This is a genomic window from Chitinophaga niabensis, from assembly GCF_039545795.1.
Lineage (GTDB): Bacteria > Bacteroidota > Bacteroidia > Chitinophagales > Chitinophagaceae > Chitinophaga > Chitinophaga niabensis_B.
In genome coordinates this window covers 2,208,843-2,235,671 of the sequence record NZ_CP154260.1, presented here as the reverse complement: position 1 = coordinate 2,235,671, position 26,829 = coordinate 2,208,843, and the positions used below count along the sequence as shown (strand labels likewise).

Here is a 26,829-nt window from a genome sequence, read left to right as displayed (position 1 = left end):
CTTTTTTTACAAGTTCATTGAAATACCTCCGGTAAATACCCGCAGCGGCGCCATGCCTGCTCCCAGGTTCTCAGGATCAAGATCTCCATATTTAGAAATGGTGAGCAGGTTCTGCCCCTGCAGGAAAATGCTGGCCCCTTTAATATGTGCTCTCTTCAGGAGTGCCGCAGGAAAGGCATAAGTGAGGTTCACGTTATTCAGGCGGATGTAATTGGCCTTTGTGTATGCCCCGGTGCTGAAGTGATAATTAGCCTGGCCCAGGTAGGACAAGAAGCTGCTGCTCAGTCTGGGGATATCTGTTACATCTCCTGGTTTCTGCCAGCGCCTCAGGATGTCTTTGGTTGTATTTCCCATATAAAGGCCGAAAGGAAATGTTTGCATGCCCAGGTAATTAGGCCCTATCCTGTTGGTTAATGCCAGGAAGAAATCCAGCGTGATATTTTTATACTTCAGGGTATTCTGCATACCACCGTAGAACTTCGGCGCCAGGTCCACAAATTCCGTTCTGTCTTTTATCTGATCTAAAGGCCCTCCTGAAAGAAAGGTCCACTCCCCTTTCACACCATTCTTATAAAAAGTATGCTGCCCCGTTTGCGGATCTACGCCGGCATATTTAAACAGCGGCATACCATAGGTGGATTGTCCTTCTTTGATCGCATAATCAAAAAGCTTTTCACTCTGCGGATAGGAAACCAGTATATTCTTTGGAACAGAGAAATTGATCGTAGTTGTCCAGGAAAAATGCTTGTTCTTAATATTGGTGGTGTTCAGTACCATTTCCAGGCCGGTTGATCTGATCAGCGCAGGAGAATTCCGGGTAATAGTGCTATACCCTGTAATGGAAGAAAGCGGTTGCGGAATTAACTGGTTTTTGGTGAGGTTACTGTAATAAGAAACATCCAGTGCTATCCTGCCTCCCTTTAAGAATTCAAGGTTCAGGCCTATATCTCTTTTCAGGTTCTGTTCCCATTGCAGCTCAGGATTGGCCAGCACTCCCGGGCGCAAGCCTGGCCTGCCTCCGTAAGCAGTTCCCTGGAAGTAAGTGTTCATGAACTGGTAGTTATCAATCAGGTCTCCGCCGGATGTACCATAACTTCCGCTTATTTTAGCAAAACTCACTACAGGCAGTAAGCCTTTAAAGAAAGGTTCATCACTCATGATCCAACCGGCTCCTACAGAACCGAAAGTACCGAACTGTTTATCAGGTCCGAACTTGGTAGATCCATCGTAACGAAGGCTCAGGTTAATAAAATATTTATTAGCCCAGTCGTATCTTAAAAGACCAAAGTAACCCAGGTATCTTGAAGGGATCTGGTTATAGCTGGTACTGATATTTGCCGGAGAAGCGAATGTTGGATTATTTAACATCGCATCACTGATGAAATCAGATCCGGTAGTGGCCTGCGCATAGTTGATCTTGTCCATCAGCGTGGCGCCGGCCCTGGCAGTGAGTGTACCCTGGTTTCCCAGTTTGGTCACGTAATTGATATTAGGGTCCAGCGTCCAGGTGCGGATGTTGAAAATGTTCAGGGTGCTGGAGGTGATATAAGCACTCTGTGGATTGTAATAGGTAGAAGGATATCCATACAGCTGCCTCCCGTATAATGAGTTGTATCCAACCAGCGCACGGATGCTTAATCCTTTCGCTAATTCGTATTTAAACTCCATATTAGTGGTAATGTTATTTGTGGTGTGTTTGGAGATCATCTTAAAAGGGGAAACAATACTTGTTCCTGCGTTTCCCAGTGGGTTTGATAAGGCATCAGGCGCCCAGTTGATCTCACCATTTGGCAGGAACAAAGGAGCGGCATTGGGGGCCAGTGTACCTAAAACACCATTGGTAGTGAAATCAACTTGCAACATGTCATTCTGGGTAATTGAATAAAGACCGCTCAGGTTAATAGAGAACCGCCTGTTGTTGGTAACTGTATTGATATTAAAATTCAAACCACCTTGCCTGGAAGCACCCGCTCCTCTTTGTATGCTTTCCTGTACATTATAATTTCCCCCTACCAGGAAATTGATATTGCCTGTACCGCCTGAGTAACTCACATTGGCTAAAGTGGTTTGTGCCTTGCCGCCCTGCAGTTCGTTCAGCCAGTTTGTGTACCGGGTTTCCGGCCAGGTGCCGTTCAGGTCAAAGTCAGCAGCCGTTGGCTGGGCATTATTATTATTTTTCAATGCTTCCCTGCGGAGCATCAGGTATTCGGCTGTATTTAACAGTTCCGGAGATTTTCCCCTTAATGTAATACCTGACCGTACACTTAAGGACAGCTGCGGATTACCCGGTTTCCCTTTTTTAGTAGTGATCAGTATTACGCCGTAAGCACCACGGGAACCATAGATAGAAGTGGCATCCGCATCTTTCAATACTTCCACACGTTCTACCAGGTCAGGATTGATGTAATCAAAAATATTACCGCCCCGGAGGATATTAGGCTGGCCACTCACAAAAATAAAGGGCAACCTTTCACTCGGGTAAGCCACGCCATCAACAATGAACAAAGGTGCACTGTTACCGTTTAAGGTGCTTCTGCCCCTCACCTGCACACTGATGGGCGTACCGGGCTGACCACTCTGCTGTTGTATGAACAAACCGGGAACACGGCCCTGCAGCGCCTGTAAAACGTTGGGTGTGGGGTTCCTGGCAATATCCTCTCCTTTAACGGTATAGATATTACCAATGCTCATTCTCTTGGTAGTTTGACCGTACGCCGTGATCTGCACTTCATCCAGTTTGGATTCGGATGGCTTTAATATGATGTAAGTGGTGAGATTATTATTACCGATGGTCACTTCCTTGTCCTCGTAACCGATGTAGGAAACCACCAGCACATCACCGGTGTTGGCATTAATGGAAAACCGGCCTCTCAGGTCCGTCTGCGTACCTTCTTTGCTCTTCTTCAACCGTACACTGGCACCGGATAACGGCGTAAAATCAGCAGTTACCACTACACCGGTGATCACCTGGTAAGCGGGTACCACTACCGGCGCTTCTTCCAGCTGGCGGCCTGTTGGTCCGTCTACCGGCAGCGGGGCCTTTTTACTGATCACAATTGTTTTGCCACGGACAGTGTATTCCAGCGGAAGTTTTTTAAATACTTCTTTCAGGAAAAGGTCCAGCGGCATATCTATGGCTTTCACCGTTACCGGTTCAATGTTGCGCAGTATTGCCTCATTGTAAAAGAACCAGTAACCGGTTTGTTTTTCAGCAGCGGCAATTACTTTTTCCAAAGCCACTTTATTGCCGGTGAAGGTAACTGACTGAGCCGTGCTATTGGCGCTCAGTTGCAGGAAAGCAGCAGTGAGGAAGATGATAGTTAGTTTCATCGCTTTCAAAATTAATCTCCTGTTGACGGGATGAGAACCTCCCATGATCAATCTTAAGACTAACAGGATCTTGGTTGATGGCCAGCCCTTATGATACGGCACATGATGCTCCGTAACCAGCTGGTTGCAATACACATTTTTTTGCATAACTTGCAGTAGTTTGGTTGATTAAATAATTGACGTTTACAAGCGTAACTTCATTTGGTCCAGCCAGGCATCCAGTCGCTACGGGGCCTAATCCGCAGCGACTTTCTTTTACCTGTTTTGGGTACCGACTATGATCTATGTATTCCTCTAATGTTGGTTGGTTGTTTCTTCTGGCTAAGCAATATTTATATTAAGGCATTACAGTCAATGTTCTTCCTTCCATCTTAAAATTCACACCTGCTTTTTTCAATACTTCCAGTGCATCTGTTAAATTCAGATCACGGCCTATCTTTCCTTTAAATTTAGTGGTGTAAACAGCCTGTTCATAATTGATCTCGATATTATACCAGCGCCCTATCTGGCGCATTACGGTACGCACATCTGCATTGTTAAAAGAGAAGATGCCGTTCTTCCATGCTACCGTTTCTGATACATCCACATCGTTGACGAGTTTTATGGCACCTGCAGTATTTACCTGCGCCTGTTGCCCGGGAGTTAAGGTTTGTGCGTTGATCCTTACTGCCCCCTCTAATAAAGTAGTATTGATAGTTGGTTCATCTGTATAAGCATTCACATTAAATGCTGTTCCTAATACGAGAATTGCAGTGCGTTCGTTTACTTTCACCATAAAAGGTTTTGCCGCGTCAGGTGCTACCTCAAAGTAAGCTTCTCCGGTGATTTCCACTGTTCTCGTATTGTTAATGAAAGCAGTGGGATAACGGAGGGAGGATGCGGCATTCAGCCATACTTTCGAGCCATCCGGCAGGGTGATCCTGAACTGTCCGCCTCTTGGTGTAACCAGCATATTATAACTTAAAGAGGCTGGCTCGCCCTTTACATCATATTCCAGCTGGCCGCCCTGCTGGCGTATAGCGGTGCCCCCCTGGCTGATCACCCGGTTGCCGGTACTATCCAATGCCACAGTAGATCCGTCCGCCAATGTAAGAATGGCTTTTGTACTGCCTGGTGCTATGTTACCCGCTAAATCAGGGATCGGCTGCAGGGAGCGTTGTGACCAGAAGTAAACACCCGTGGCCACTGCCATAAGAACCGCTGCCGCAGCTACCCAACGGTAGCTTATGCGGCGTACCCGTGTATGATCTTTATTTTGTAGCAGGATTCCCGCCTGCGCAAGTTTTTCTGTTGATCGCTTTTGTGCTGTTTCCAGCTCCTTCAGGCCATTCGCCACATAAGCCTCCTTCAGTATACCCGCTATCAGGGCTGCATTGGCAGGGGAAGCCTGCTTCCAGCTTTCCAGTTCTGCTATCTCCTCTTCACTCGCTTCCTGCTTCAGCAGCCTGACGATCAATTCCGGAATTCTTTCTGTAGCATCGCTCATACTATATATACTGTGGGATGAAATAATTGTTACGGAAAAAAGAGAGAAAAATTTATTGAGGAGGATAAATTATCAATTTCATTATGATAATCAATTCAATACGGTAGAGGGAAGATCGTAGTATCTTCAGGGCTTCTGCCTTCCGGACCCTTACGGCGGCATCTTTCATCTGTAACAGGCTGGCAATTTCCCCGTTCTTCAGCCCATCTATATAGGCCAGTTTAAACACTTCCCGCATATGCGGCGGCAGTTCTTCTATTTCGTTACGGATAAGGGTAAATACCCTCGATTCAATAATCTCATGAAAATGCCGGTCCTCATGCTCCTGGTCGCTGATATGCAATAGTTCCTGTAACTGCTGCACATCCCGGTGTTGTTTCTTCAGGTGATCAAAACAGGCATTCCGGGTCATTACACGCAAATAGGCCAGCAGGTGGGCCCTGCTTTCGAACAATTTTCTTTGCGTCCACAATCTGATGAAAACATCTGCTACTACATCGGGGGCATCATCTCCTATCAGGTGTTTGGACAGGAAATACAATTCGGGGTAATAATCATTATAAATAGTAGTAAAAGCGGATGACTCACCATCTGCTAACTGCTGTAATAACACATCATTCATATAATAGTAGGTCTGCCCTGCTGTAAATTTATAACAAAAAAGCCGCATTGGTATTTGCGGCTTTTTGGAGAGAGAGCAGGTATCCTGATCAAATAACAGGTGCTTTCATTACATCCCCGTCCATTTCAAGTACAATCACATAGTTCAGCGGAGCAGGTGTAAGGGTCAAATTAATCTTCCCTTCCTGCTGGCTATATGTAACCGGCTGCTGTGTACCCAGCACAAAAGCTTTATTTATTTTCCTGCCTTCTATGACGGGTAGAGAAAGTTGCGTGGTTTCTGTTTTCAGGATATGGATAAATACTTTATTTCCTCTCCGGGTAGCAGCGTACTGATCAGTAGGCGAAAACGGCCCGCCCCAGGTGCTGTATATAGCTGTTCCATTCTTTTGCAGCCAATCCCCCATTTCTTTCAAGCGGGTTATCTGCCGCGCCTCTATGCGGCCATCGGGCATAGGGCCTACATTGAACAACAGGTTGCCGTTACCACCGGCTGTTTTTTCGAGGATGAACAGGCATTCTTTTAACGACTTCATCTTATCATTCGGCTTCCAGGCCCATTGACGACAGATAGTGAAGCAGCTTTCCCAGGGCATGTTCATATTCATTCTGCCCACCACCTGCTCCGGCGTATCATAATCACCGATCATGGCAGCAGCGTCTATCTTTTTATTTTCCACCGCGGCAATCTCTTTACCCAGGCGGTTATTGATAATCACATCCGGCTTTATTGATTTCAGGTAAGCATACATATCCTTCCCCATTTCATTCGTCCAGGGTTTTTCCCAGCCACCATCGAACCACAACATATAGGGATCATAATTGGTGAGCAGTTCTTTCAGCTGCGCTTTCATGAAAACGATGTACTTGCTGATATCGGATCCGGGATCCGGCGTTTGATCATGTGCAGAATGGATCGGGTATTCAGGGTGATACCAGTCCAGCACGGAATAATAAATGCAGAATTTGATGCCTGCTTTTTTACAGGCTTTGGCCAGTGCGCCTACAATGTCTTTCTTATAAGGTGTGGCGGTGATATCATATTCCGTATAGGCAGAGGGCCACAAACAAAAACCATCGTGATGGCGGGCAGTGATGGTGAGGTATTTCATCCCTGCATCCTTAGCTGCTTTCACCCATTCATCTGCATTGAACAATACCGGGTTGAATTCTTTATACAACTGATCATAATCTGCTTTGGATATTTGTTTATCGCGGGACCAGCCTATTTCCTCTCCCCGGAGCGCAACAGGGCCCCAGTGTATAAACATTCCAAAACGTTTGTCCATGAAGCCATCCATAACGGCTTTGGAAGTTTGCTGGGCAAGGGCGCTGCAACTCATGCAGGCAATAAAGAGTAACATGGTGATCCTTTTCATCATCCGATAAAGTTAGCATGCCACGTTACCCGATCCAATAGATTATCATTTTAGTTTGATGGACTATCCGATTACCTATAAATTAACATAACATTATGATCATCTTAGAGAAGTACATTTACGTTTTCTACTTATTTTTAATCGTGGTCTCACAATTGAGATTTAACCTAAGAAAGCTGCCTTTCTTTAGATGCCTAAATCCTTAGCCTCCATGCAGAAGCACTGCCTTTTGAAAACAGAAAGCGCAAAACGCCTGCATTACACATCAGCGGGACTGCTGGCTATATTCCTCCTTCTGGCTGCCCTTCCCAAAGCATATTCACAAAAGCATACCCTCACCATCAGCGTGATGGACAGTACGCAATCGCCTGTACGAAATGCTACCCTGAAAATAAACGGAAATGGCATAGCTGCTGACTCCATGGGTAAAGCATCCATGCTCTTAACCCGGGGTAACTACAAGATAATTATCAGCGCTATCGGTTTTGAAGATGCCTTCCACAATATCACTATCAGCAAGGATTATACGTTAAATGCCACATTGCGACAGCGCCTGACAACGTTAAAGACTGTAGAGGTCACTGCCAGCCAGGAGATCTATAAAAACCAGATGAGCATACATAAACTGGATATAGCGTTGATGAGCAAACTGCCTGTTATCCTGGGAGAGATTGATCCGCTGAAAACGATCACGCTGCTACCAGGGATTAAAAACGGAGGAGAAGCCGGTGCGGGTATTTACGTCAGAGGCGGAGGGCCGGATCAGAACCTCGTGCTGCTGGATGGCATACCAGTGTACAACCCCAATCACCTGCTGGGCTTCTTCAGTATTTTTAACGGCGATGCATTAAAAAACATCGAAGTGATAAAAGGCGGCATGCCCGCCGAATACGGTGGCCGCCTGAGCAGCGTGATTGCCGTTAACACCCGCGATGGCAACAAAGATTCCTTAAAAGTAACCGGCGGCATCGGTCTTATTTCATCCCGGATTGCTGTAGAAGGCCCGCTGGTGAAAGGGAGATCTTCCTTTATCATCAGCGGGCGGAGAACCTACATCGACCAGGTGGCGAAACTGGTAGCTGCAGATACCCTTGGCAACAGCGGCTATTTCTTTTACGATGTCAATGGCAAACTGGATTACCAGATCAACAGCAGGAACACATTGTATTTTACTTTTTATGCGGGCAGGGATAATTTCAGGTTCGCCAGCAACGATACCAGCGGATGGAACCGGGAGTTTAAGACCATTTGGGGTAACACGATACTGGGACTTACCTGGAAGCAACAACTGAATGAAAAGCTGAAACAGGAACTCTCCCTGGTGCGAAATGATTTTAATCTCAGCAGCGAAATTACATATGGTACAGCACAGTTACTGTTTTCATCCGGTCTTACCGATTACCAGGTTAAAAACGACTGGACTTTTGTATCCGGCAGTAAGATAAAATGGAAAGCCGGACTCCAGTATACCTGGCACTCCTTCCGGCCGGGTGCGGGAAGTTCAACACAAGGCATCCAGGAATTCAGATCAAATATACGGGACCAGTATGCGCAGGAGGCAGCAGCCTATCTCAGTGCCGACATAGATCTAAGCCCGCAACTCAATGTGGTGGCAGGCATGCGGTATAGTTATTTTAACCAGGTTGGCCCTACTGAGCGTGTGATCTATGGAAATGACGGAGCGCCAACCGGTACAACAGAATCTTATAAGAAAGGAGAAAGTATTGCCCGTTACAGCTATCCGGAACCCAGGCTCAACATATTGTACAGGCTGCCTTCGTCCGCAAGTATAAAGTTATCGTACACCCGTACCATCCAATACCTTCATCTTGCCACCACCAGCGCAGCAACCTTCCCCAGCGACCTGTGGGTACCATCAGGGCAGCTTATTAAACCTGGTATTGCCGTGCAGGTGGCCGCTGGTTATTTCAAAGAACTGAGCAACGGGAAATATGAAATGAGCGTGGAAACGTACTACAAAACAATGAACAATCAAATTGAATTCAAACCCGGCGCGCAGTTATTGTTAAACCAGAATATGGAGGGTGAAATGATCTTCGGCAGCGGGAAGGCATACGGCATCGAATTGTTTTTACAGAAAAAAACGGGGCGCCTGAATGGATGGATAGGTTATACATTAAGCCGGTCCGAACGCACTTTCCCTGCCATGAACGAGGGCAAGGCTTTCCCTTACAGGTACGACCGCACGCATGATCTAAGCGTGGTAGCGAATTACAAACTGAACAGGAAATGGGATGCTTCCGCCGTGTTTGTATATGGCACCGGGAATGCGCTTACATTACCCACCGGTAGGTTTGTTTATAACCTGGGATTCAATCTGCGGGAAGGGCAACCCATTTTTACGAATATTGATCTTTATAGCAAGATCAATGACTACCGCATGCCGGCCTATCACCGGTTTGACATCGCATTTACTTATACGCCAAAACCCCAAAGCACAAAACGTTTTAAAAGCAGCTGGGTGTTTAGTCTTTATAATGTATATAACAGGGCCAATCCCTTTTTTATCTACCTGGATGTGGATGAAGACAGCCAGCAGATCAAAGGAAAAAAGGTGTTCCTGTTCCCGGTTTTACCCGGCATTACCTGGAATTTTAAATTCTGAAAGATGAAAGTGCTGAGATTAATACTGATAACAAGTATAACGATGGTTTCCTGCGAACGGGACTTCGATATTAATATCAAGGCCTCGCCGCCGCAACTGGTGGTGGAGGCATATATCAACAATGAAATACCATTGTATAATTATGTGATCCTTGGGCGCAGCCAGGATTATTATGCGCCAAATTTCGAAAACACGCCGGTAACCGGCGCTACGGTGAGTATAACAGAAGGTACACTGCTGGCGGATAACACGTATCAATGGGATGCCCGCACCAGGAAGTTGCTGAAAGAAGCCGCTATACCCGGTATCACGGAAACATTGCTGCCGGGTATCTATTTCGACACCACACTTGTTACCAATCCCGCCGGTGCATTGCGCGGCCGGCCAGGTAAACACTACCTGCTTGAGATTGAAGCGGAAGGGAAAAAATACACTGCAATTACCGCATTGTTACAACCCGTACAGATAGATACCCTCACTGTTGGCGACTACTTTACCGATGTGGATGAAGATACAGTTACGCAGAGAGCACGCATCACCGTACATTACCAGGAACCGGATACTATTGGCAATACCCAAATGTACTATTGGCAGGGGCGTAATGAGCGCTTTAACCTGGGTTGGGGAGGAATGGAAAACAGCCGCTTCGTAACGGGTACGGACGATCTGGTGAACGGCCAATATATGGGCTTAACTATGCAACGCAGTTTTGAAGTGGGAGATACCGTTCTATTCCACATGATCAGTTTGGAAAGAAAGGTTTACAATTTCTGGGACAGCTTTAATAAAGCAAGATCCAACGGCGGGCCATTTGCAACACCGGTAAAGCTGCTGGGTACCGTTAGTGGCGAGAATGTGATCGGCTGTTTTAGCGGATTTAGTTTGAGTAGCAGGGTGGTTATAATCAGGTAAAAGCTATCCGCTTACTCATTCATCAAATGCCGAAGGTATAATGCCGGATTATCTAAAAAAGATTTAGTGAGATTAAAATGCTCCGTATCCTCGTAGCTGGTTTCACGGATACCGCTTTCATCAAACTGGTAAATAGCGGCGCCGGGGTAGCAAATAAGCATCGGCGAATGAGTGGCTATCAGGAACTGCGCCCGGCCGCTTCGTTCGAGTTCATGTATGACAGACATAAAAGCCAGGATCCTTGCCGGCGACAACGCTGCTTCAGGTTCATCGAGGATATAGATGCCTGACTCGAATTGATTATTAAATAAAGAGAGGAACGATTCTCCGTGTGATTGCTCATGCAGCGACCGACCGCCATAAGCCTGTAGAACACGGCGGTCTTCACGGGCTATTTCATCAATATAGGAAGCAAAATTAAAAAAGCTTTCTGCCCTCATGAAAAAGCCATCGTTGATCTTCCGTGGTTTCCAGGACAGCGTCAGGTGAGACGCCAGTGCCGATTCGTATCCTTCAAACCGGTGACCGGTATTAAAATTGTGATTCCGGTTGCCGCCCCTGAGCGCAAACCCGCACTTTTCTGCAATGCCTTCCAGCAAGGTAGACTTCCCTGATCCATTTTCGCCAACAAAGAACGTTACGTTATTTTTCAGCTCAAGTTCCAATCCCTTGCCCAGGCTTGGAATATGATGAAGGTAACTGCCATATGGCAAGGGCGGTAGTGATATGTGAGATAGGAATGGCATACTCACAACAAACATACTAAAGCTTATTCATTCCGCAAGCTGTTCACCGGATTGGCTAATGCAGCTTTAAAGCTCTGCCAGCCGATGGTAAGCAAAGAGATCAGCAGCAGCAATAAAGGAGGCCCCGCAAAAATGAACCAGCTCAGGTTGATATGGAAAGCAAAATTGCTGAGCCATTCATTGGCTCCCATGTAGATGATCGGGAAAGCCACAATCGCTGCAATACCTACCAGCTGAATGAAGTCTTTGGAAAAAAGATACACGATAGCATAAGTAGTAGAGCCCAGTACTTTTCTGATACCGATCTCTTTGGTACGGAGTTTAATAGCGTAGGTAGACAGGCCAATAAGTCCCAGGCAGGCAACAATGATAGCCAGTATGGTGAAGAGGCCGAATATATTGCCAAACTGCTGGTCTGTGCGGTATTGCTTATCGAAATGTTCATCCAGGAAAAAACTTTCGTACGCAGCGTGAGGGAAAGTTTTCTTAAATAATGCTTCTATATAAGCGAGGTTTTTTGACAGGTCTTTTGTACCCACATTCATGGAAAAATAATTCGGTATTGCCTGGTTGAAATAGTAAAAGAGCGTAGGTTCATATTTATCCTTCAATGACCTTTGGTGATAATTCTTCACCACCCCCACTATCTCACAATTAATATCACCGAACCAGGATGTGAAGATCACTCTTTCATTAAGGGCCGCCTCATTGTTTGGATAACCCAGTTTTGTCACCAGTGTTTCGTTGATCAAAACTTTGGCCTGCTTTGTCTCAAATACATTCACAGATTCATCTTGCGGGATATTAGTACCTGCCGCCAGTTGCATCTGGTATACCGGTATAAAATGCTTATCAATTTCCGTTAACCCGATCATAAAATCCTTTGTTTTATCCTCATCAGCTTTTCTTACGCCATTACGTCCATAGATGCGGCTGCCGGGTATGTCCTTGGAGGAGGTCATACTGCCAATGGCCGGATTTCTTTCGATCTCTGATCGAAAGAAACTTAGTTGTGAATGATAGGTGGAATCCCTTGGTGGTGGTACTTTAATAACAAACAACTGATCCTGCTTATAGCCCAGCTCCTGGTTGCGCATATAGGATAGCTGGCTGTACATAGTAATAGTACCTGCAATCAATATGATAGAGAGAACGAACTGAAATGCCACTAATGCTTTGCGAAGAGAGATGCCTCCTTTTGCCGGCAGGAGTTTCCCTTTCAATACGATGATCGGTTTGAAAGATGATAAGATGAATGCAGGATAAGCACCTACCTGTAATGCCCCCGCAATGAAAACCGCGAAGAAGATGCCCCAGAAATACCAGCGTTTCCACAGGCCGGAGTTGATAAAAGCTTCGCCGATATGTTTGCCGATAAACTGCTCAAAATAAGGTGTGAAGGCAATCACCATCATCGTTGCCATCAGCAGTGCAATGCAATTGATGATCAGGGATTCAAAAATAAACTGTGTGCTGAGTTGCATACGCGTGGCACCAACTACTTTCCGCAATCCTACTTCCCTGGCCCGTTCCATGGACTTGGCAGTAGAAAGGTTGATATAGTTGATCCAGGCGATAACGATGATAAAAACACCCAGGATGCTCAGGAAATAAATAGCACTCTGGCTGCCGTTCACTTCCAGTTCTCCTGAATAATTGGATTTGAGATGTATATCTCCCAGGGGCTGCAAACTGTATATAACCTTAAAATTCAGTTCTTTCATTTTGGCGCCCAGGTGATTATTCACGAAGGCAGGGAATTTTGCCTCTACCTTTTTAGGATCGGTACCAGGCTTTAATTGAACATAATTGTAAAACTCCGGCCAGCCCCACTCTGTTAACCCGAAATTCGACCCTCCAATATTGATATTGGCCAGCAGATCAAATTTGATATGCGAGTTTTCCGGTATATCCCTGAAAATACCTGTTACCTTAAGGGGTCCTCCATTGAAGTCAAGCGTTTGATTGAGGGCGCTGCTATTACCGAAATATTTCCTGGCGGTGGTTTCCGAGATCACAATATTCCCGGGCTCGTTCAACGCAGTGGCTGGGTCTCCTTCCACGAAAGGAAAAGAGAACATGGTGAGAAAAGAAGGGTCGGCAACGAAGATCCTGCTTTCATTAAACCTGGTTACATTTCCTTTTCCGTCATCGTGGGATACGGTGATGTTTTTTTCAAAAACACCGGCGGGTGCGATCCTTGCCTGCGCAATTACTTCAGGAAATTCCGCTTTCATGGCAGGGCCTACGGCCGGGTGGTTGAGTATATTGGCGCCCTGTGAAAAACCGCGGACATGAGTGATGGGAACACGGTAAATGTTTTCACCGTTCACATGGAACTTATCGTAGCTTAATTCAAAACGTATATATTGAAAAATGAAAAAACAGGCTGCCATACCTATGGCCAACCCAAAAATGTTGATCAAAGAATAAACCTTGTTCTTTAACAGGTTCCGGAAAGCGATCTTTAAGTAGTTTTTAAACATCTGGGCGGATTTTGGTGATGGATAAACAACAACAAGACTGCCACAATTGAAGCCATTCGGAGTAACGAACTTAAACAATAACAAATTTATATATTTGTCCGAATACGAACAGTTACTGTCCGGTTTACATTTCATCTTATCCTGATATATCCCGGGAGTTCATGGAACGCTTCCAATGAAAAAAGCCACCCCTAAGGATGGCTTTTAAAAGCTTTTAAGAAGATTATAATTTCTCGATCACCGCCCTGATATTCTTCACGCTTTGCGTGATATCCGGTACGCTGTTCTGCCAGTTATGCTCATACTCCGCAGAGAAAAGGCCCTGGAACTTCTGTTTTTTCAGCTCTTTCAACACACCTTCCATATTGGAAACACCGGTGGTCCAGATCACATCATGCGCTTCACGCGATTTTTCGTTCAGGTCTTTGAAGTGCAGGCTGAACACTTTGCCGTTCAGTTTCTGGATGCACTCTACAGGATCCAGGCCTGAGCGTACCCAGTGACCAATATCCGCGCAGGCGCCCATGTATTTGCTACGGCCGTTGATGGCTGCCAGCACACTGTCAGGATGCCAGTAACGGGTTGGTTTCGGGTGATCGTGGATGGCCAGTCTGATCTTGTACTCATCGCAGAGCTTGGACACAATATCCAGGTCCTTACGGGCAGGTTCTGAAGTGATGCTCTTAATGCCCATTGCTTTGGCAAATTCAAAGATCTGCCTCCACTCTGTTTCATTATTGCCGTTCACCACACCAAAAGCCAGCATGGTTTTCTTTTTGCTTTTCAGGAGGTCCAGCACCTGGGCACGCTTGGCGGCGTCCATCTTGTAGTCCATTTTCCCTTCAATACCACCACCGATGGTTTGGCCGGGGTAACATTCCACATACTGCAGTCCGCAGGAATCCATTTTATCCAGGGCCTCTGCCAGGGTAAAAAGTCTGAATGAATAAGCCTGGGCTCCAAATTTCCAACCCAGTTTAGCTTCTTTTTGCTGTGCAGCGGCAGGCATGGCATACATAACAGCCATCAAACCCATTGCCAGCAAGCCTTTTTTCAGTGAAATCATAGACGTGATCAATTTTTCCGTAATGAAAGATGCTGGAAAATTAAGCGCCTTTTTTCAGTAATGCAAGGATAACAGCAGAAAAGGTGTGGTAACTCATTTTATCGTAATTTAGTCCTGATATGAAAGGCTTTATTTTCTCCAGGTACGATCCGTCCGAAAATAGCCAGTCGCCGTTTGAGAAGCTGCTGGACATTTTTACCCAGTTACTCACTTACACCAGCGGTGACGTAGCGGAAGCACTACAGTGGCTCACTGAGTTAGATAAAGAATACCAGTTGAGCAACAACGAGTATGGCATAGGGGACTTTATACAGGATCTGAAAGACAAGGGTTTTATTCGTGAAAACGAGGAGAACGGCAATTTTGCAATAACATCCAAAACAGAACAAACCATCCGAAAGCGCGCGTTGGACGAAATATTCGGGAAACTGAAGAAATCTTCCATCGGCGACCATAACATCCGTAAATCCGGCATGGGAGATGAAATGAATGCGGAAACACGCCCCTACGAGTTCGGGGATCCGCTGGAGCAGATAGACATGACAGCCTCCATCCGCAATGCCCAGATCAATCACGGCATAGACGCCTTCTCCATGCAGCAGGACGACCTGGAGATCAGGGAAACAGACTTCAAAACCCAGACTTCCACGGCCCTGATGATAGACATCTCCCATTCCATGATCCTTTATGGGGAAGACCGGATCACGCCCGCTAAAAAAGTGGCCATGGCCCTCAGCGAGCTGATCACCACCCGTTACCCCAAGGACACCCTGGATATCATTGTGTTCGGCAATGATGCCTGGCAGATAGAGATCAAAGACCTCCCTTATTTACAGGTAGGCCCTTACCACACCAATACTGTAGCCGGCCTGGAACTGGCCATGGACATCCTGCGGAGGCGGCGCAATCCCAACAAGCAGATCTTTATGATCACAGACGGGAAGCCCACCTGCCTTAAACAGGGCAAATCCTATTACAAAAACAGCTTCGGGCTGGACCGCAAGATCCTGAACCGTACGCTGAACCTGGCAGCGCAGTGCAAAAAACTGAAGATCCCCATCACTACTTTTATGGTGGCTACCGATCCCTGGCTGCAGCAGTTTGTGAATGAATTCACGGAAACCAATAATGGTAAAGCTTTCTTCTCCGGCACAGATCAGCTAGGGCAGTTCCTGTTCTATGATTTTGAAAGCGGGAAAAGGAAAAAAGTATAATCACAAGAAACACGAGACATGGAAAAGATCAAAACACTCGGCGATCTCAAAAAGAGCGGTTACGTATACAGAACTGTAAAGGAAGAGATCCGCCAGAACCTCATAGAAAAATTAAAAGGAAAAGAAAGCACCTTCCCCGGCATCATCGGTTACGATGATACGGTGATCCCCGATACGGAAAGAGCCATCCTTAGCCGGCACAACATCCTGTTCCTGGGTTTACGGGGGCAGGCCAAAACGCGTATGGCCAGGCAAATGACGGAATTACTGGATGAATTCATCCCCATCATTGCCGGTTCCGAAATAAACGACAATCCTTTTGCGCCCCTCTCCCATTACGGGCGGGATATGGTGGCCAATATGGGCGATAAAACACCGATCGACTGGCTGCCCCGTGCAGCACGTTACGGTGAGAAACTGGCCACACCGGATGTGTCCGTAGCAGACCTGATCGGCGATGTGGACCCTATCAAAGCAGCCAATGAGAAACTGACCTACGCGGATGAAAGGGTGATCCACTTCGGCATCATCCCCCGCTCCAACCGCGGCATTTTTGTGATCAACGAACTGCCCGATCTGCAGGCCCGCATACAGGTGGCGCTCTTTAACATACTGCAGGAAGGAGATATCCAGATCCGCGGGTTCAAAGTAAGGATGCCGCTGGATATCCTCTTTGTGTTCACCGCTAACCCGGAGGACTACACGAACCGTGGTGCTATTGTTACGCCGCTGAAAGACCGGATAGAAAGCCAGATCATCACCCACTATCCCAAAACGCTGGAAAACTCCCTGCTGATCACAGAACAGGAAGCCAATATACATGCGGAACAGCAGGGCCTGGTGCAAATGCCGGACATCATTAAAAGACTGATAGAGCAGGTTGCTTTTGAAGCGCGTAGCAGTGAATGGGTGGATAAAAAGAGCGGTGTTTCCGCAAGGCTTACCATTGCCGCCTTTGAAAATGCCATCAGTGCGGCGGAACGCAGGGCCATTATCAATAAAGAGAAAAACACCTTTGTGCGGATCAACGATCTGCAGGGCATTATACCAGCCATCACCGGTAAAATAGAGCTGGTGTACGAAGGGGAACAGGAAGGCCCCCTGCAGGTAGCTTTAAACCTGCTGGAAAAGAGTGTACGCACCCTTTTTGCCCAATACTTCCCCAACCCGGATGCTTTCAAGAAACGCAAAGCAGGAGCAGCGGATGTGAACCCATACCGCAGCATCATTCAGTGGTTTGACAAAGGGAACAGCGTTCAGCTGCTCCAGGATACTACGGACAAACAGTACGAAGCCGCTTTGCAGAACGTGGCCGGCCTGCCGGACCTGGTAAAACAGCTTTTCCCGAAAGCCAATAAGCAGGAGTCGCTGCTGATGATGGAAATGGTCTTACACGGCCTTTCTGCCTATTCCCTGCTGAGCAAAAAGACCATTGAGAATTCCACCCGCTTCTCCGATCTGCTGGGTACCATGATGAACTTCAGCACAACGGAAGAAGATACCGAGGAAGAATTATAATTGTCTGATTGAATTTTATATCTTGGTTAGGATTTTTTCCACGTCTTAACCAAATGAAAACTTTATGCACAGAAGGAATTTCCTGCTCAATACCTCCGCTTTCCTGGCAGGTTCAGCCCTCTTACCCTCTTCACTGCGCGCTATAGCACCCAGTGACCGTATCCGTTTTGCCGCTATTGGCATCAACGGTATGGGATGGAGCGATCTGAACGCCCTGCTCAATCACCCGGAGGCAGAATGCGTAGCGCTTTGTGATGTTGACAAAAACGTACTGGAGAAACGCGCGGCAGAACTGGCCAAAAAGAACATCAAGGTAAAACTCTATGCAGATTACCGTAAACTGCTGGAAGATAAAGACATTGATGCTGTTGTAATAGGCACGCCGGACCACTGGCACTGCCTGCAAATGACGGATGCCTGCTCCGCAGGAAAAGATGTGTATGTGGAAAAGCCGATCGGTAATTCCATCCTGGAATGCCGCGCTATGATGGCTGCCCAGCAACGCCATAACCGGGTTGTACAGGTGGGCCAGTGGCAACGCAGCATGCAGCACTTCCAGGATGCGATAGACTTTGTGCATTCCGGCAAACTGGGAAATGTAAGGCTGGTAAAGGCCTGGGCTTATATGGGCTGGATGAAGTCCATTCCCAAACAGGCCATCACCCAGCCACCGGCAGGCGTAGACTATACCGCCTGGCTCGGCCCCGCTCAGCAACGCCCCTTTGATCCGAACCGTTTCCATTTCAATTTCCGCTGGTACTGGGATTATGCAGGCGGTTTAATGACAGACTGGGGTGTACATCTCATCGATTATGCGCTGTATGGCATGAAAGCCTCCAATCCCAAATCTGTAGTAGCGGCCGGCGGCAAATTCGCTTACCCGGATGATGCAGCTGAAACTCCTGATACACTTACCGCTATTTACGAATTCGAAGGTTTCAATATGCAGTGGGAACACGCAACCGGTATTGACGGAGGCCCTTATGGCCGTACGCACGGGATTGCCTTCATTGGCAATAACGGTACGCTGGTGCTGGACCGTGGCGGATGGGAAGTGATCCCGGAGAAAGGCAAAATGGAAGCCATCCCTTATACAAAAGCTTCTGACAATGGCCTGGTGAAACATACCAAAAACTTCCTGGAAGTGATCAAATCCCGCAAGCTCAGTGATCTGCGCTGCGATATTCAAACCGGCGCCAATGTAGCGGTGAATGCGCAGATGGGAAATATTGCCTTTAAAACCGGCAAAAAGGTGTTCTGGGATAAAGGGAAACAGGCATTCACGGATGCAGCTGCCAATAAGCTGATGGCGGCAGCATATCACAATGGTTATAAGTTACCTAAAGCATAAAATCAATAACAGATGTATTCTATCAAATCTCTCATTGTATGCTCCGCAGTTATGCTGCCTTTATTTGCCAGCGCACAGCAGGGCGACCCGAAAGCTACTGAAGTATGGGAACCCGTACCGGTTAAAGTAACGCCCGGAACAGGTACCTCCGCTCCTTCAGATGCAATTGTATTATTCGATGGCAAAAACCTGAACAGCTGGGAAAGCGACAAAGGCGGCGCAGCTCCGTTCACACTCAAAAATGGCGCTATGACCGTTGCCCCTAAAAAAGGCGGTATTAAAACCAAAGAAGCTTTTGAAGATTTTCAACTGCATATTGAATGGCGCGCACCCTCTGTTGTAAAAGGAGAAGGACAAGGCCGCGGTAACAGCGGTATCTTCCTGCAATCTTACTATGAGCTGCAGGTGCTGGACAGTTATGAAAGCAAAACATATTCTAACGGCCAGGCCGGTAGTTTATACAAACAAACTATTCCGCTGGTGAATGCCTGCAAAAAACCCGGAGAATGGCAGACCTACGATGTGATCTGGACCGCACCGCGCTTTAATGAAGACGGCAGTGTGAAATCTCCTGCACGCATCACCGTACTGCACAACAACATCCTGGTGCAAAACAATACAGAACTGAAAGGAAAAACGGAGTACATCGGCCAGCCGAAGTATGTGAAGCATGGTGCTATGCCACTGGCTTTGCAGGATCACGGGGACCTGGTGAGCTACCGGAATATCTGGATCAGGAAGTTATAACCGGCAACGGTACGCAAAAGAAAAGGCTGTTCTTCTCAGAGCAGCCTTTTCTTATGTTGACTGGCCATTTTGGCCGGATTGTCCGGAATTGACCGGTTTTTTGATTCATGTATGGCTCATCCATGGGCCAACCATGGGCCAAGCCCGGGGCATCCCCGGGCCAACACCCGTTTTACGATGCCTTTGCGTGGGCTTTGTTTAACCTCCTCTTCACCAATTTCTCTATCTCCACCGCCACAAATACAACTCCTGAAACACCTGTAACAATCAGCAATTCCTGCCAGGAGAGCGGTGCTGTATGAAACAGCTCATTAAAGTAAGGCACATAGATCACCATTAACTGCAGCAGAACAGTAACGCCTACCGCCAGCAGCAATGGCCTGTTACTCCATAATCCCATGCTGAACAATGACCTGGTTTCACTGCGGATAGCCATTACATGATAGAGCTGGCAAAAACAAAGTGTTGTAAATACCATTGTTTGCCAATGATTGCCATCGTGATGAATGGAATACCATTGCATGCCCACCGTTAACAGGCCAATGAAAATACCCACCCAAAGCACATGAATTCCCAGCCCCTGGGCAAAGATGCTTTCATCCGTTCTGCGTGGCGGGCGTTGCATGATATTCTTCTCCGGTATCTCAGTGGATAAAGCCAGTGCCGGCAAACCATCTGTAACCAGGTTCACCCATAAAATATGTACAGGTAATAGAGGAATAGGCAGCCCAAGAAGCGGCGCCAGGAACAGGCACCATATTTCCGCTGAATTACCGGTGAGGATGTACCGGATAAACTTCCTGATATTATCATAGATCCGCCGGCCTTCTTCCACGGCATCTACGATGGTGGCAAAATTATCGTCCACCAGTATCATGTGTGCGGCTTCCTTGGTAACATCCGTACCGGTGATACCCATGGCCACACCAATATTGGCTTTCTTCAGGGAAGGCGCATCGTTCACGCCATCTCCTGTCATGGAAACAAACTGGTCCTTTTCCTGGAGTACTGTTACAATATCCAATTTCTGCTGGGGTGATACACGGGCATACACGCGCAACTGTTCTACCTTCTCCCTGAATTGCCCTTCCGGCAAAGCCTCCAGTTCCTTTCCGGTGATGATCTTTCCTTCCTCTTCACCAATGATCTCCAGCTGCCGGGCAATGGAACCTGCCGTCAGCGGATGATCTCCGGTGATCATTACAACCGCAATACCGGCCTCTTTACATTGGAGGATCGCATCTTTTGCTTCCTGCCTTGGGGGATCTATCAAACCCACCAGGCCGATGAACTGCAGGTCTTTCTCTATCTGTTCAGGCGTTATCTCTGCAGGAAGTTCATTGAGTTCTTTAGTTGCAAAACCTATTACCCGCATGCCTTTCTTCGCCATTTCTTCTTCACGGGTTTTTAGTTCTTCTTTTTCCGTATCCGCCATCATAGCTGCAATGGCTTCTGTAGCACCTTTTGTGATCACCCAATATTTTCCCTCTTTTTCAAAGATGGTGGTCATCGCTTTACGGTCTGCATCAAAGGGGATTTCTTTTACCCGTTCGAAACGCTCCTGTTCTTTAGCATATTCCACCATGGCTATTTCTGTTGGGTCGCCTATGAGTTCACCTTCCTTTTCTTTCACATCATGGTTCAGGCTCATGGCAAGCAATAATGGCCCGTTTTCCCATACTTCCTGCACCGTCATTTTATTTCGCGTGAGGGTACCTGTTTTATCTGTGCAGATATAGGTAACTGAGCCCAGTGTTTCCACGGCATACAATTTACGGATCAGTACATTTTTCTTCAGGAGGCGTTTAGCGCCCAGCGCCAGTGAAACCGTTACTACGGCAGGTAATGCTTCCGGTATAGCGGCCACTGCCAGAGAGATAACAGTGAGCAGCATCCTTTGCAGATCTTCTCCACGCAGAAAACCTATAAAGAATAATACGGCGCATAAACCCAATATGATAAATGTGAGTTTCCTGCTAAAATCCTCCATCCTTTTCTGCAGGGGCGAACTGCTTTTGGCATCTTCCAGCATCCCTGCGATCTTGCCCAGTTCCGTTCGCATGGCGGTAGCTATTACTACGCCCTTTCCCCTTCCGTTAGTGACCAGTGTGCCATTAAAGGCCATATTGCTCCTGTCCCCCAAAGGCAGGGAAGCATCCTGCAGGGGATCGGTGGTTTTATCAATAGCATTGGATTCTCCTGTTAAACTGGCTTCATTGATCTTGAGGGAATGGCTTTCCAGCAGGCGGATATCTGCAGGCACCATATTACCCGCTTCCAGCAGTACGATATCTCCCGGCAGTAATTCTATGGAAGGCAACTGAATGGTGCTGCCGTTACGGATCAGTGTACTTACCGGGGCTGCCATCTTACGCAGCGCATCCATGGCTTTTTCCGCGCGGTATTCCTGGATAAAACCTACCACGGCATTTAAGATGATGATCACAATGATCACGAAGGTATCTGATACCTCGCCAATAAAGGCTGATATAACAGCTGCTACCACCAGCACCAGGATCATCACTTCAAAGAACTGCCTGAAAAATAAAAGCACCGGGTGTACTTTCTTTTTTGTCTCTAATTCATTTTTCCCGAATTCCTCCAGTTTTTGCTGAACGGCGTTATCGTTCAGACCCTGCATGCTACTGCCGGTTTGTTGGAGTGTTTCTTCTGCGGTGATGGTATGCCAGATTATTTCCATATACTTGTTTAAGACAAATTCTACAGTTATAATGTTTTAACAAGGATGGTACCAGAGTGAAGGGGATTTCTCATGGAGGGGAAATAAAAAAGGGCCATCTTAAGAAAGATAGCCCCTTTTGGGAGGTATCGAGCGGATTCGAACCGCTGTAGGAGGTTTTGCAGACCTCTGCCTAGCCACTCGGCCACGATACCAGAATTTTGTGGACTGCAAAAGTAGTAAATTTTCGATATTTGCCAAATCTGATTCAAAGATATTCATTTACGGATTATAAAAAATGAAAGACAATATGACCAGAATAGCCGAATCTGAACTGATACTCAATGCCCGCGGTGCCGTTTACCACCTGGATGTTCGCCCGGAAGAATTAGCACATACCGTTATCACCGTAGGTGACCCGGAACGCGTAAAAGCTGTCAGCAAACACTTCGACAAAGTGGAAGGTACTTACCAGCACCGCGAATTTGTGACACATACCGGCTTTATCGGGCAAAAAAGGATCTCGGTAGTATCTACCGGCATCGGTACAGATAATATCGATATTGTATTGAATGAACTGGATGCATTGGTGAATATAGATTTTGCCTCCCGTACAATAAAGGAAGAACTAACCTCCTTACGTATCATCCGCCTCGGCACTTCCGGCTCTTTACAGGAAGCTATTCCGGTGGATAGCTTTGTGGTTTCCTCTCATGGCCTTGGGCTTGATAACCTTCTCCCCTTCTATACTTATCAGAATACACCTGAAGAACTTTCTTTGCTGGAAGCTTTCAGGGGGCAGATCAGGATGCAGCCAAGCGCAGCAAGACCTTACCTGATTGAAGCCTCCAAAGAACTGAAGGAAAGGTTCACAGAAGGTTTTCATACAGGCATCACTGTTACCTGCCCCGGCTTCTATGCGCCGCAGGGCCGTGTATTACGTGGCGGGCTTTCCCATCCTGAACTGATAGATCAGCTGACAGGTTTCAGTTATGAGAACCAGCACATCACCAACTTTGAGATGGAAACAGCAGGCATCTATGGCCTGGGACGTGTTTTAGGGCATGAATGCCTTTCTATCAGCGCCATCGTTGCCAACAGGATCAAAAAGGAATTCAGTGCAGATGGCGGGGCTGCTGTGGAAAGATTGATTGCACAGGCATTGGAGCGGATTGCACAGTAGCATTACTACAGATCCAGTGAGTGACACAACGGCGGCCGGATAGCGTACCAAAAGCCGGCGCCACAAATTCCTCAGAAAACTATTTTACCTTTGCAGGGAAATGAACATACACTTCTATAAATACCAGGGCACAGGCAACGATTTTGTGATCGTAGACAACAGGAACGGCGAATACAGCTCCCTCACCACGCAACAGATCGCACATCTGTGCGACCGCCGCTTTGGCATTGGGGCAGATGGATTAATGATGCTGGAAAACCATGCTGATTACGACTTCCAGATGAAATATTACAATGCAGACGGCCGCGAAGGCAGTATGTGCGGTAATGGTGGCCGCTGCCTGAGCGCTTTTGCCCGCCAGATGGGGATTGAAAAACCTGCTGTAAAGTTCATTGCGGTAGATGGCCCTCATGAAGCGAGTTTCAGGGAAAATGGCTGGGTGAACCTTAAAATGCAGGATGTGGACTGGGTAGAAGTAGGCAATATGTATTTTTATCTCAACACCGGCTCCCCCCATTTCGTGAAATTTGTAACGGATGTACAGGAAGTGGATGTATACGAAGAAGGGCGTGCCATACGTTATAATGAACGCTTTGCTGCAGAAGGTACCAATGTGAATTTTGTACAGGAAATGGACAAAGGAATATTTGTACGTACTTACGAACGGGGCGTGGAAGATGAAACCTATTCCTGCGGTACCGGTGTAACTGCCGCCGCATTAACCGCTGCTCCCGCAGAAACAGGGGAATACACTATTCCGGTAGAAACTATCGGCGGACACCTGGAGATCCAATTTGCCAGGAACGGGGAACGCAGTTTCTCCAACATCTGGCTCTGTGGTCCGGCTACGCTCGTATTTGAAGGAAATATTAATATTTAGCCCGTAAGCTATTGGTAAATTAATTCCCCTACCTTTGCGCCCGGATGATCCAATACTTCAAAAATATCGATGCCCGCACTGTTGCAATTGAGGAGCCTGAAAACGGCGCCTGGGTGAATATTACGCCCCCGCTCAAGCAGACGGAATTTGAACAGTTGGCAGAAGAACTGGACATTCCCCTAGACTTCTTAACGGACTCCCTGGACATTGACGAAAAGAGCCGCTTTGAGCTGGAAGACAATGTTAAACTCATTGTATTAAAAACCCCTACAGAAAACAATTCCATCAACGAAAGCGATGCCTTTTACATTACGATCCCTATCGTGATCATCCTCACGCACAACCAGATCGTAACGGTGAATTCTTTCGATAATGCAGCCATCAAAAAGTTCCTGAACACCTTCCATAACCGCCATCCTGAAAAGCGGAATATGATGGTGCTCAAGGTATTTGAAAAAGTGGTCATGAACTTCCTGGATTACCTGAAGGAGATCAATCACCGCCGTAACCTTTCTGAACAAAGACTGTACGATTCCAATAAGAACGAGGAACTGCTTTACCTGATGCGGATCCAGAAAAGCCTGGTGTATTTTGTAACAGCCCTGCGCAGTAATGAACTGTTACTGATGAAGCTGGAACGTACCAACTTCCTGGGCTTGAATGAAGATGAAAAGGAATTCCTGCATGACCTGATCGTAGATACTTCCCAGGCGCTTGAAATGGCGAATATCTATACCAACATCCTCAGCAGCACCATGGATGCCTTTGCCAGCATCATTTCCAACAACCTCAACTTTGTGATGAAGCGGCTCACGTCCATCACCATCGTGCTCACCCTGCCTGTATTGGTGGCCAGCATCTATGGCATGAACGTGGAAATTCCATATGCCCACTCTACTTACGCCTTCTATATACCCATCACCATTGCCATTGTTACGGCAGTGATCATGAGCTGGTATTTTATGAAGAAGAAATGGTTCTAAAACCTAGAACCTTTCCTTCACTATTTTAGTCACTCTTTTATCTGTAGGAAGCGTTATAGCATCCTCTGTAAAGTCCTCCCAGTCTATCCAGCGTACCCCTTCTATCTGCACCATCGGATCATCCGGCAATTCAAAATCAAATGGTTTGCTGCCTGTATGAATATTAAAAGGTGAGATGCCTTTTACGAGGTAATAGATAGCAATGATCTGCTGTTTGTTGTTAAATGCATTCATCTGGAAGAAGTCCGTGGTATAAAGATGTTCCACTACTTCAATATCCTGGTTGATCTCTTCTTTCCATTCCCTTACCATACATTCCAGGGTGCCTTCTCCAAACTCAAGGCCACCGCCGGGGAACTTGGTGTATAATCCCCCACGAATGTGTTCGTCACTCACCAGTACCTGTTTTTTCTCATTGATCATGATCCCGTATACACGGACTGTAAATAAATTGGACATGGTATGCTGTATGCTTTGTTTGGTTTATAGTTTAGTTATTCATGGCCATTTGTTTCATCTCTGCGGCTTTATTATGGCCCAGGTAACGTTCTATGATCCCGTGGATCCAGTAGATCACCGGCGTTAGCAGGATGGCTACTGCAAATTTATAAATGTAATTGATCACGCAAACACTTAACACCAAACCAAAAGACCAAACGGCTTCATTATTGGGATTATACAACCGGGGGCCAATATAAAATGCGATGAACAATACCACAAAACTGTCTACCAGCTGGGAAACGAGCGTAGAACCCGTTGCACGCAACCAGATCTTTTTTTCCCCGGTCACTTTTTTGATCTTATGAAAGGCAAATACATCCACCAGCTGCCCTACCAGGAAAGCGGTCAGTGAGCCGATAATGATCAGGGAGCTTTGCCCCAGGATCTGCTGATAGGCTTTATCCATATCCGGCACACCTGAGTTTACTTTCATGGTTATAAAAAAGCCGGCCGGTGTGAGGCTGGTAGCAAAATAAAAAATAAGAAAGGCAAAGATGATGAGCCCCGCCGCCATGAAAGAAAGGAATTTCACCCCCTTTACACCATAGTATTCATTAATAATATCCGTCATGATGAACACTACGGGCCACAGCAATACGCCGGCCGTCATGTTAAAACTATAGGGATCTCCAAGGATCATCAGGTTAGCCGGGGATAATCCCAGTGTAGCTTCCAGGGAAAAGATCTTCACCCCTATTATTTCCGCGATCAGTGCATTGGCTACAAAGATGCCGCTCAGTATCACGAACAGTTTCGTTGGTTTATCCTTTAAAATATTGATTATCATATGAACAATTCCAATTGGATCAGCAATATAATTACATTCAGAACAAATATATAGGGATGGATGTTCGTCCATTGCACTTTCCTGGTCAATAATAATATAGTAGTTAAGAGACAGGTGATGATATTAAGGGGTGCGGCTACCAGCCCGCCCAATACCATGATGTGTTTCACCACATGCTGATAAGAATCTGTGTACTCCACCATCCTGATGATAAACCCTATTAAATAACAGCAATTACAGATAAAGCTGAACTTTAACAGGAAACGTAGCCAACTCATATTGAAATTTCCGATAAAATACAGTTATTTTGGATTCTTTAAAATTAAACCTGAA

General features: G+C 46.6%; 20 protein-coding genes and 1 tRNA gene. 9 read left to right on the top strand and 12 right to left on the bottom strand.

Features of this window, described 5'->3' with window-relative positions:
* Nucleotides 1–6: 6 nt before the first annotated feature.
* From AAHN97_RS08865 to AAHN97_RS08850, 4 genes are all read right to left on the bottom strand, one after another.
* Nucleotides 7–3,330: a SusC/RagA family TonB-linked outer membrane protein gene (locus AAHN97_RS08865; protein ID WP_343307219.1), complete on the bottom strand. Its 3,324-nt coding sequence runs from the start codon at nucleotides 3,328–3,330 to the stop codon at nucleotides 7–9.
* Nucleotides 3,331–3,667: 337 nt separating this feature from the next.
* The gene (locus AAHN97_RS08860) at nucleotides 3,668–4,816 is read right to left on the bottom strand and encodes a FecR family protein (RefSeq protein ID WP_343307218.1); all 1,149 of its coding nucleotides are present in this window, start codon (nucleotides 4,814–4,816) and stop codon (nucleotides 3,668–3,670) included.
* A gap of 52 nt (nucleotides 4,817–4,868) precedes the next feature.
* On the bottom strand, nucleotides 4,869–5,438 hold the full coding sequence (locus AAHN97_RS08855) for an RNA polymerase sigma factor (protein ID WP_343307217.1): 570 nt from the start codon (nucleotides 5,436–5,438) through the stop codon (nucleotides 4,869–4,871).
* 88 nt (nucleotides 5,439–5,526) lie between these two features.
* Nucleotides 5,527–6,819, bottom strand: a complete 1,293-nt coding sequence (locus AAHN97_RS08850; protein WP_343307216.1) for an alpha-L-fucosidase — start codon at nucleotides 6,817–6,819, stop codon at nucleotides 5,527–5,529.
* A gap of 208 nt (nucleotides 6,820–7,027) precedes the next feature.
* On the opposite strand from AAHN97_RS08850, the gene AAHN97_RS08845 reads away from it, so the two are divergent.
* Nucleotides 7,028–9,442: a TonB-dependent receptor gene (locus AAHN97_RS08845; protein WP_343307215.1), complete on the top strand. Its 2,415-nt coding sequence runs from the start codon at nucleotides 7,028–7,030 to the stop codon at nucleotides 9,440–9,442.
* Between the two features lie 3 nt (nucleotides 9,443–9,445).
* A complete protein-coding gene (locus AAHN97_RS08840; protein ID WP_343307214.1) occupies nucleotides 9,446–10,354 on the top strand; it encodes a DUF4249 domain-containing protein in 909 nt (302 codons plus the stop codon).
* Between the two features lie 11 nt (nucleotides 10,355–10,365).
* On the opposite strand, the gene AAHN97_RS08835 is transcribed toward AAHN97_RS08840, so the two are convergent.
* From AAHN97_RS08835 to AAHN97_RS08825, 3 genes are all read right to left on the bottom strand, one after another.
* Nucleotides 10,366–11,100 carry an AAA family ATPase gene (locus AAHN97_RS08835; protein WP_343307213.1) on the bottom strand — a complete coding sequence of 245 codons (735 nt, stop codon included), beginning with the start codon at nucleotides 11,098–11,100 and terminating at the stop codon, nucleotides 10,366–10,368.
* Nucleotides 11,101–11,123: 23 nt separating this feature from the next.
* Nucleotides 11,124–13,586 carry an ABC transporter permease gene (locus AAHN97_RS08830; RefSeq protein WP_343307212.1) on the bottom strand — a complete coding sequence of 821 codons (2,463 nt, stop codon included), beginning with the start codon at nucleotides 13,584–13,586 and terminating at the stop codon, nucleotides 11,124–11,126.
* Between the two features lie 223 nt (nucleotides 13,587–13,809).
* Nucleotides 13,810–14,652, bottom strand: a complete 843-nt coding sequence (locus tag AAHN97_RS08825; protein ID WP_343307211.1) for a sugar phosphate isomerase/epimerase family protein — start codon at nucleotides 14,650–14,652, stop codon at nucleotides 13,810–13,812.
* A 119-nt stretch (nucleotides 14,653–14,771) separates the two neighbouring features.
* On the opposite strand from AAHN97_RS08825, the gene AAHN97_RS08820 reads away from it, so the two are divergent.
* The 4 genes from AAHN97_RS08820 (at nucleotide 14,772) to AAHN97_RS08805 (ending at nucleotide 19,482) form a co-directional block, all read left to right on the top strand.
* Complete coding sequence (locus tag AAHN97_RS08820; protein ID WP_074238174.1) at nucleotides 14,772–15,866, top strand: vWA domain-containing protein; 1,095 nt, start codon at nucleotides 14,772–14,774, stop codon at nucleotides 15,864–15,866.
* Between the two features lie 18 nt (nucleotides 15,867–15,884).
* The gene (locus AAHN97_RS08815) at nucleotides 15,885–17,384 is read left to right on the top strand and encodes a magnesium chelatase (protein WP_343307210.1); all 1,500 of its coding nucleotides are present in this window, start codon (nucleotides 15,885–15,887) and stop codon (nucleotides 17,382–17,384) included.
* Nucleotides 17,385–17,448: 64 nt separating this feature from the next.
* Nucleotides 17,449–18,735 carry a Gfo/Idh/MocA family protein gene (locus AAHN97_RS08810; protein ID WP_343307209.1) on the top strand — a complete coding sequence of 429 codons (1,287 nt, stop codon included), beginning with the start codon at nucleotides 17,449–17,451 and terminating at the stop codon, nucleotides 18,733–18,735.
* A 12-nt stretch (nucleotides 18,736–18,747) separates the two neighbouring features.
* Nucleotides 18,748–19,482, top strand: a complete 735-nt coding sequence (locus tag AAHN97_RS08805; RefSeq protein WP_343307208.1) for a 3-keto-disaccharide hydrolase — start codon at nucleotides 18,748–18,750, stop codon at nucleotides 19,480–19,482.
* A gap of 172 nt (nucleotides 19,483–19,654) precedes the next feature.
* Here the strand turns inward: AAHN97_RS08805 and AAHN97_RS08800 are convergent, their stop codons facing one another.
* Both AAHN97_RS08800 and AAHN97_RS08795 read right to left on the bottom strand, forming a co-directional pair.
* Nucleotides 19,655–22,183: a cation-translocating P-type ATPase gene (locus AAHN97_RS08800; RefSeq protein ID WP_343307207.1), complete on the bottom strand. Its 2,529-nt coding sequence runs from the start codon at nucleotides 22,181–22,183 to the stop codon at nucleotides 19,655–19,657.
* Nucleotides 22,184–22,306: 123 nt separating this feature from the next.
* Nucleotides 22,307–22,377 (bottom strand) — tRNA-Cys (locus AAHN97_RS08795).
* A gap of 95 nt (nucleotides 22,378–22,472) precedes the next feature.
* On the opposite strand from AAHN97_RS08795, the gene AAHN97_RS08790 reads away from it, so the two are divergent.
* The 3 genes from AAHN97_RS08790 to AAHN97_RS08780 all read left to right on the top strand — a co-directional run bounded on the left by AAHN97_RS08790 (nucleotide 22,473) and on the right by AAHN97_RS08780 (nucleotide 25,208).
* Nucleotides 22,473–23,345 (top strand): nucleoside phosphorylase, encoded by an 873-nt coding sequence (locus tag AAHN97_RS08790; protein ID WP_343307206.1) that lies wholly within the window; start codon nucleotides 22,473–22,475, stop codon nucleotides 23,343–23,345.
* Between the two features lie 100 nt (nucleotides 23,346–23,445).
* Nucleotides 23,446–24,225, top strand: coding sequence for a diaminopimelate epimerase (gene dapF / locus AAHN97_RS08785; RefSeq protein ID WP_343307205.1), 780 nt, complete (start codon nucleotides 23,446–23,448; stop codon nucleotides 24,223–24,225).
* A 44-nt stretch (nucleotides 24,226–24,269) separates the two neighbouring features.
* A complete protein-coding gene (locus AAHN97_RS08780; RefSeq protein ID WP_074238168.1) occupies nucleotides 24,270–25,208 on the top strand; it encodes a magnesium transporter CorA family protein in 939 nt (312 codons plus the stop codon).
* Between the two features lie 3 nt (nucleotides 25,209–25,211).
* Here AAHN97_RS08780 and AAHN97_RS08775 read toward each other — a convergent pair whose 3' ends face one another.
* From AAHN97_RS08775 to AAHN97_RS08765, 3 genes are read right to left on the bottom strand one after another with little or no spacing between them, the layout of a single operon-like run.
* A complete protein-coding gene (locus AAHN97_RS08775) occupies nucleotides 25,212–25,667 on the bottom strand; it encodes an NUDIX hydrolase (protein WP_343307204.1) in 456 nt (151 codons plus the stop codon).
* 31 nt (nucleotides 25,668–25,698) lie between these two features.
* Nucleotides 25,699–26,496 (bottom strand): queuosine precursor transporter, encoded by a 798-nt coding sequence (locus AAHN97_RS08770; RefSeq protein WP_343307203.1) that lies wholly within the window; start codon nucleotides 26,494–26,496, stop codon nucleotides 25,699–25,701.
* On the bottom strand, nucleotides 26,493–26,774 hold the full coding sequence (locus AAHN97_RS08765) for a hypothetical protein (RefSeq protein ID WP_343307202.1): 282 nt from the start codon (nucleotides 26,772–26,774) through the stop codon (nucleotides 26,493–26,495). The genes AAHN97_RS08770 and AAHN97_RS08765 overlap by 4 nt, the downstream gene beginning before the upstream one ends.
* Between the last annotated feature and the right edge of the window lie 55 nt (nucleotides 26,775–26,829).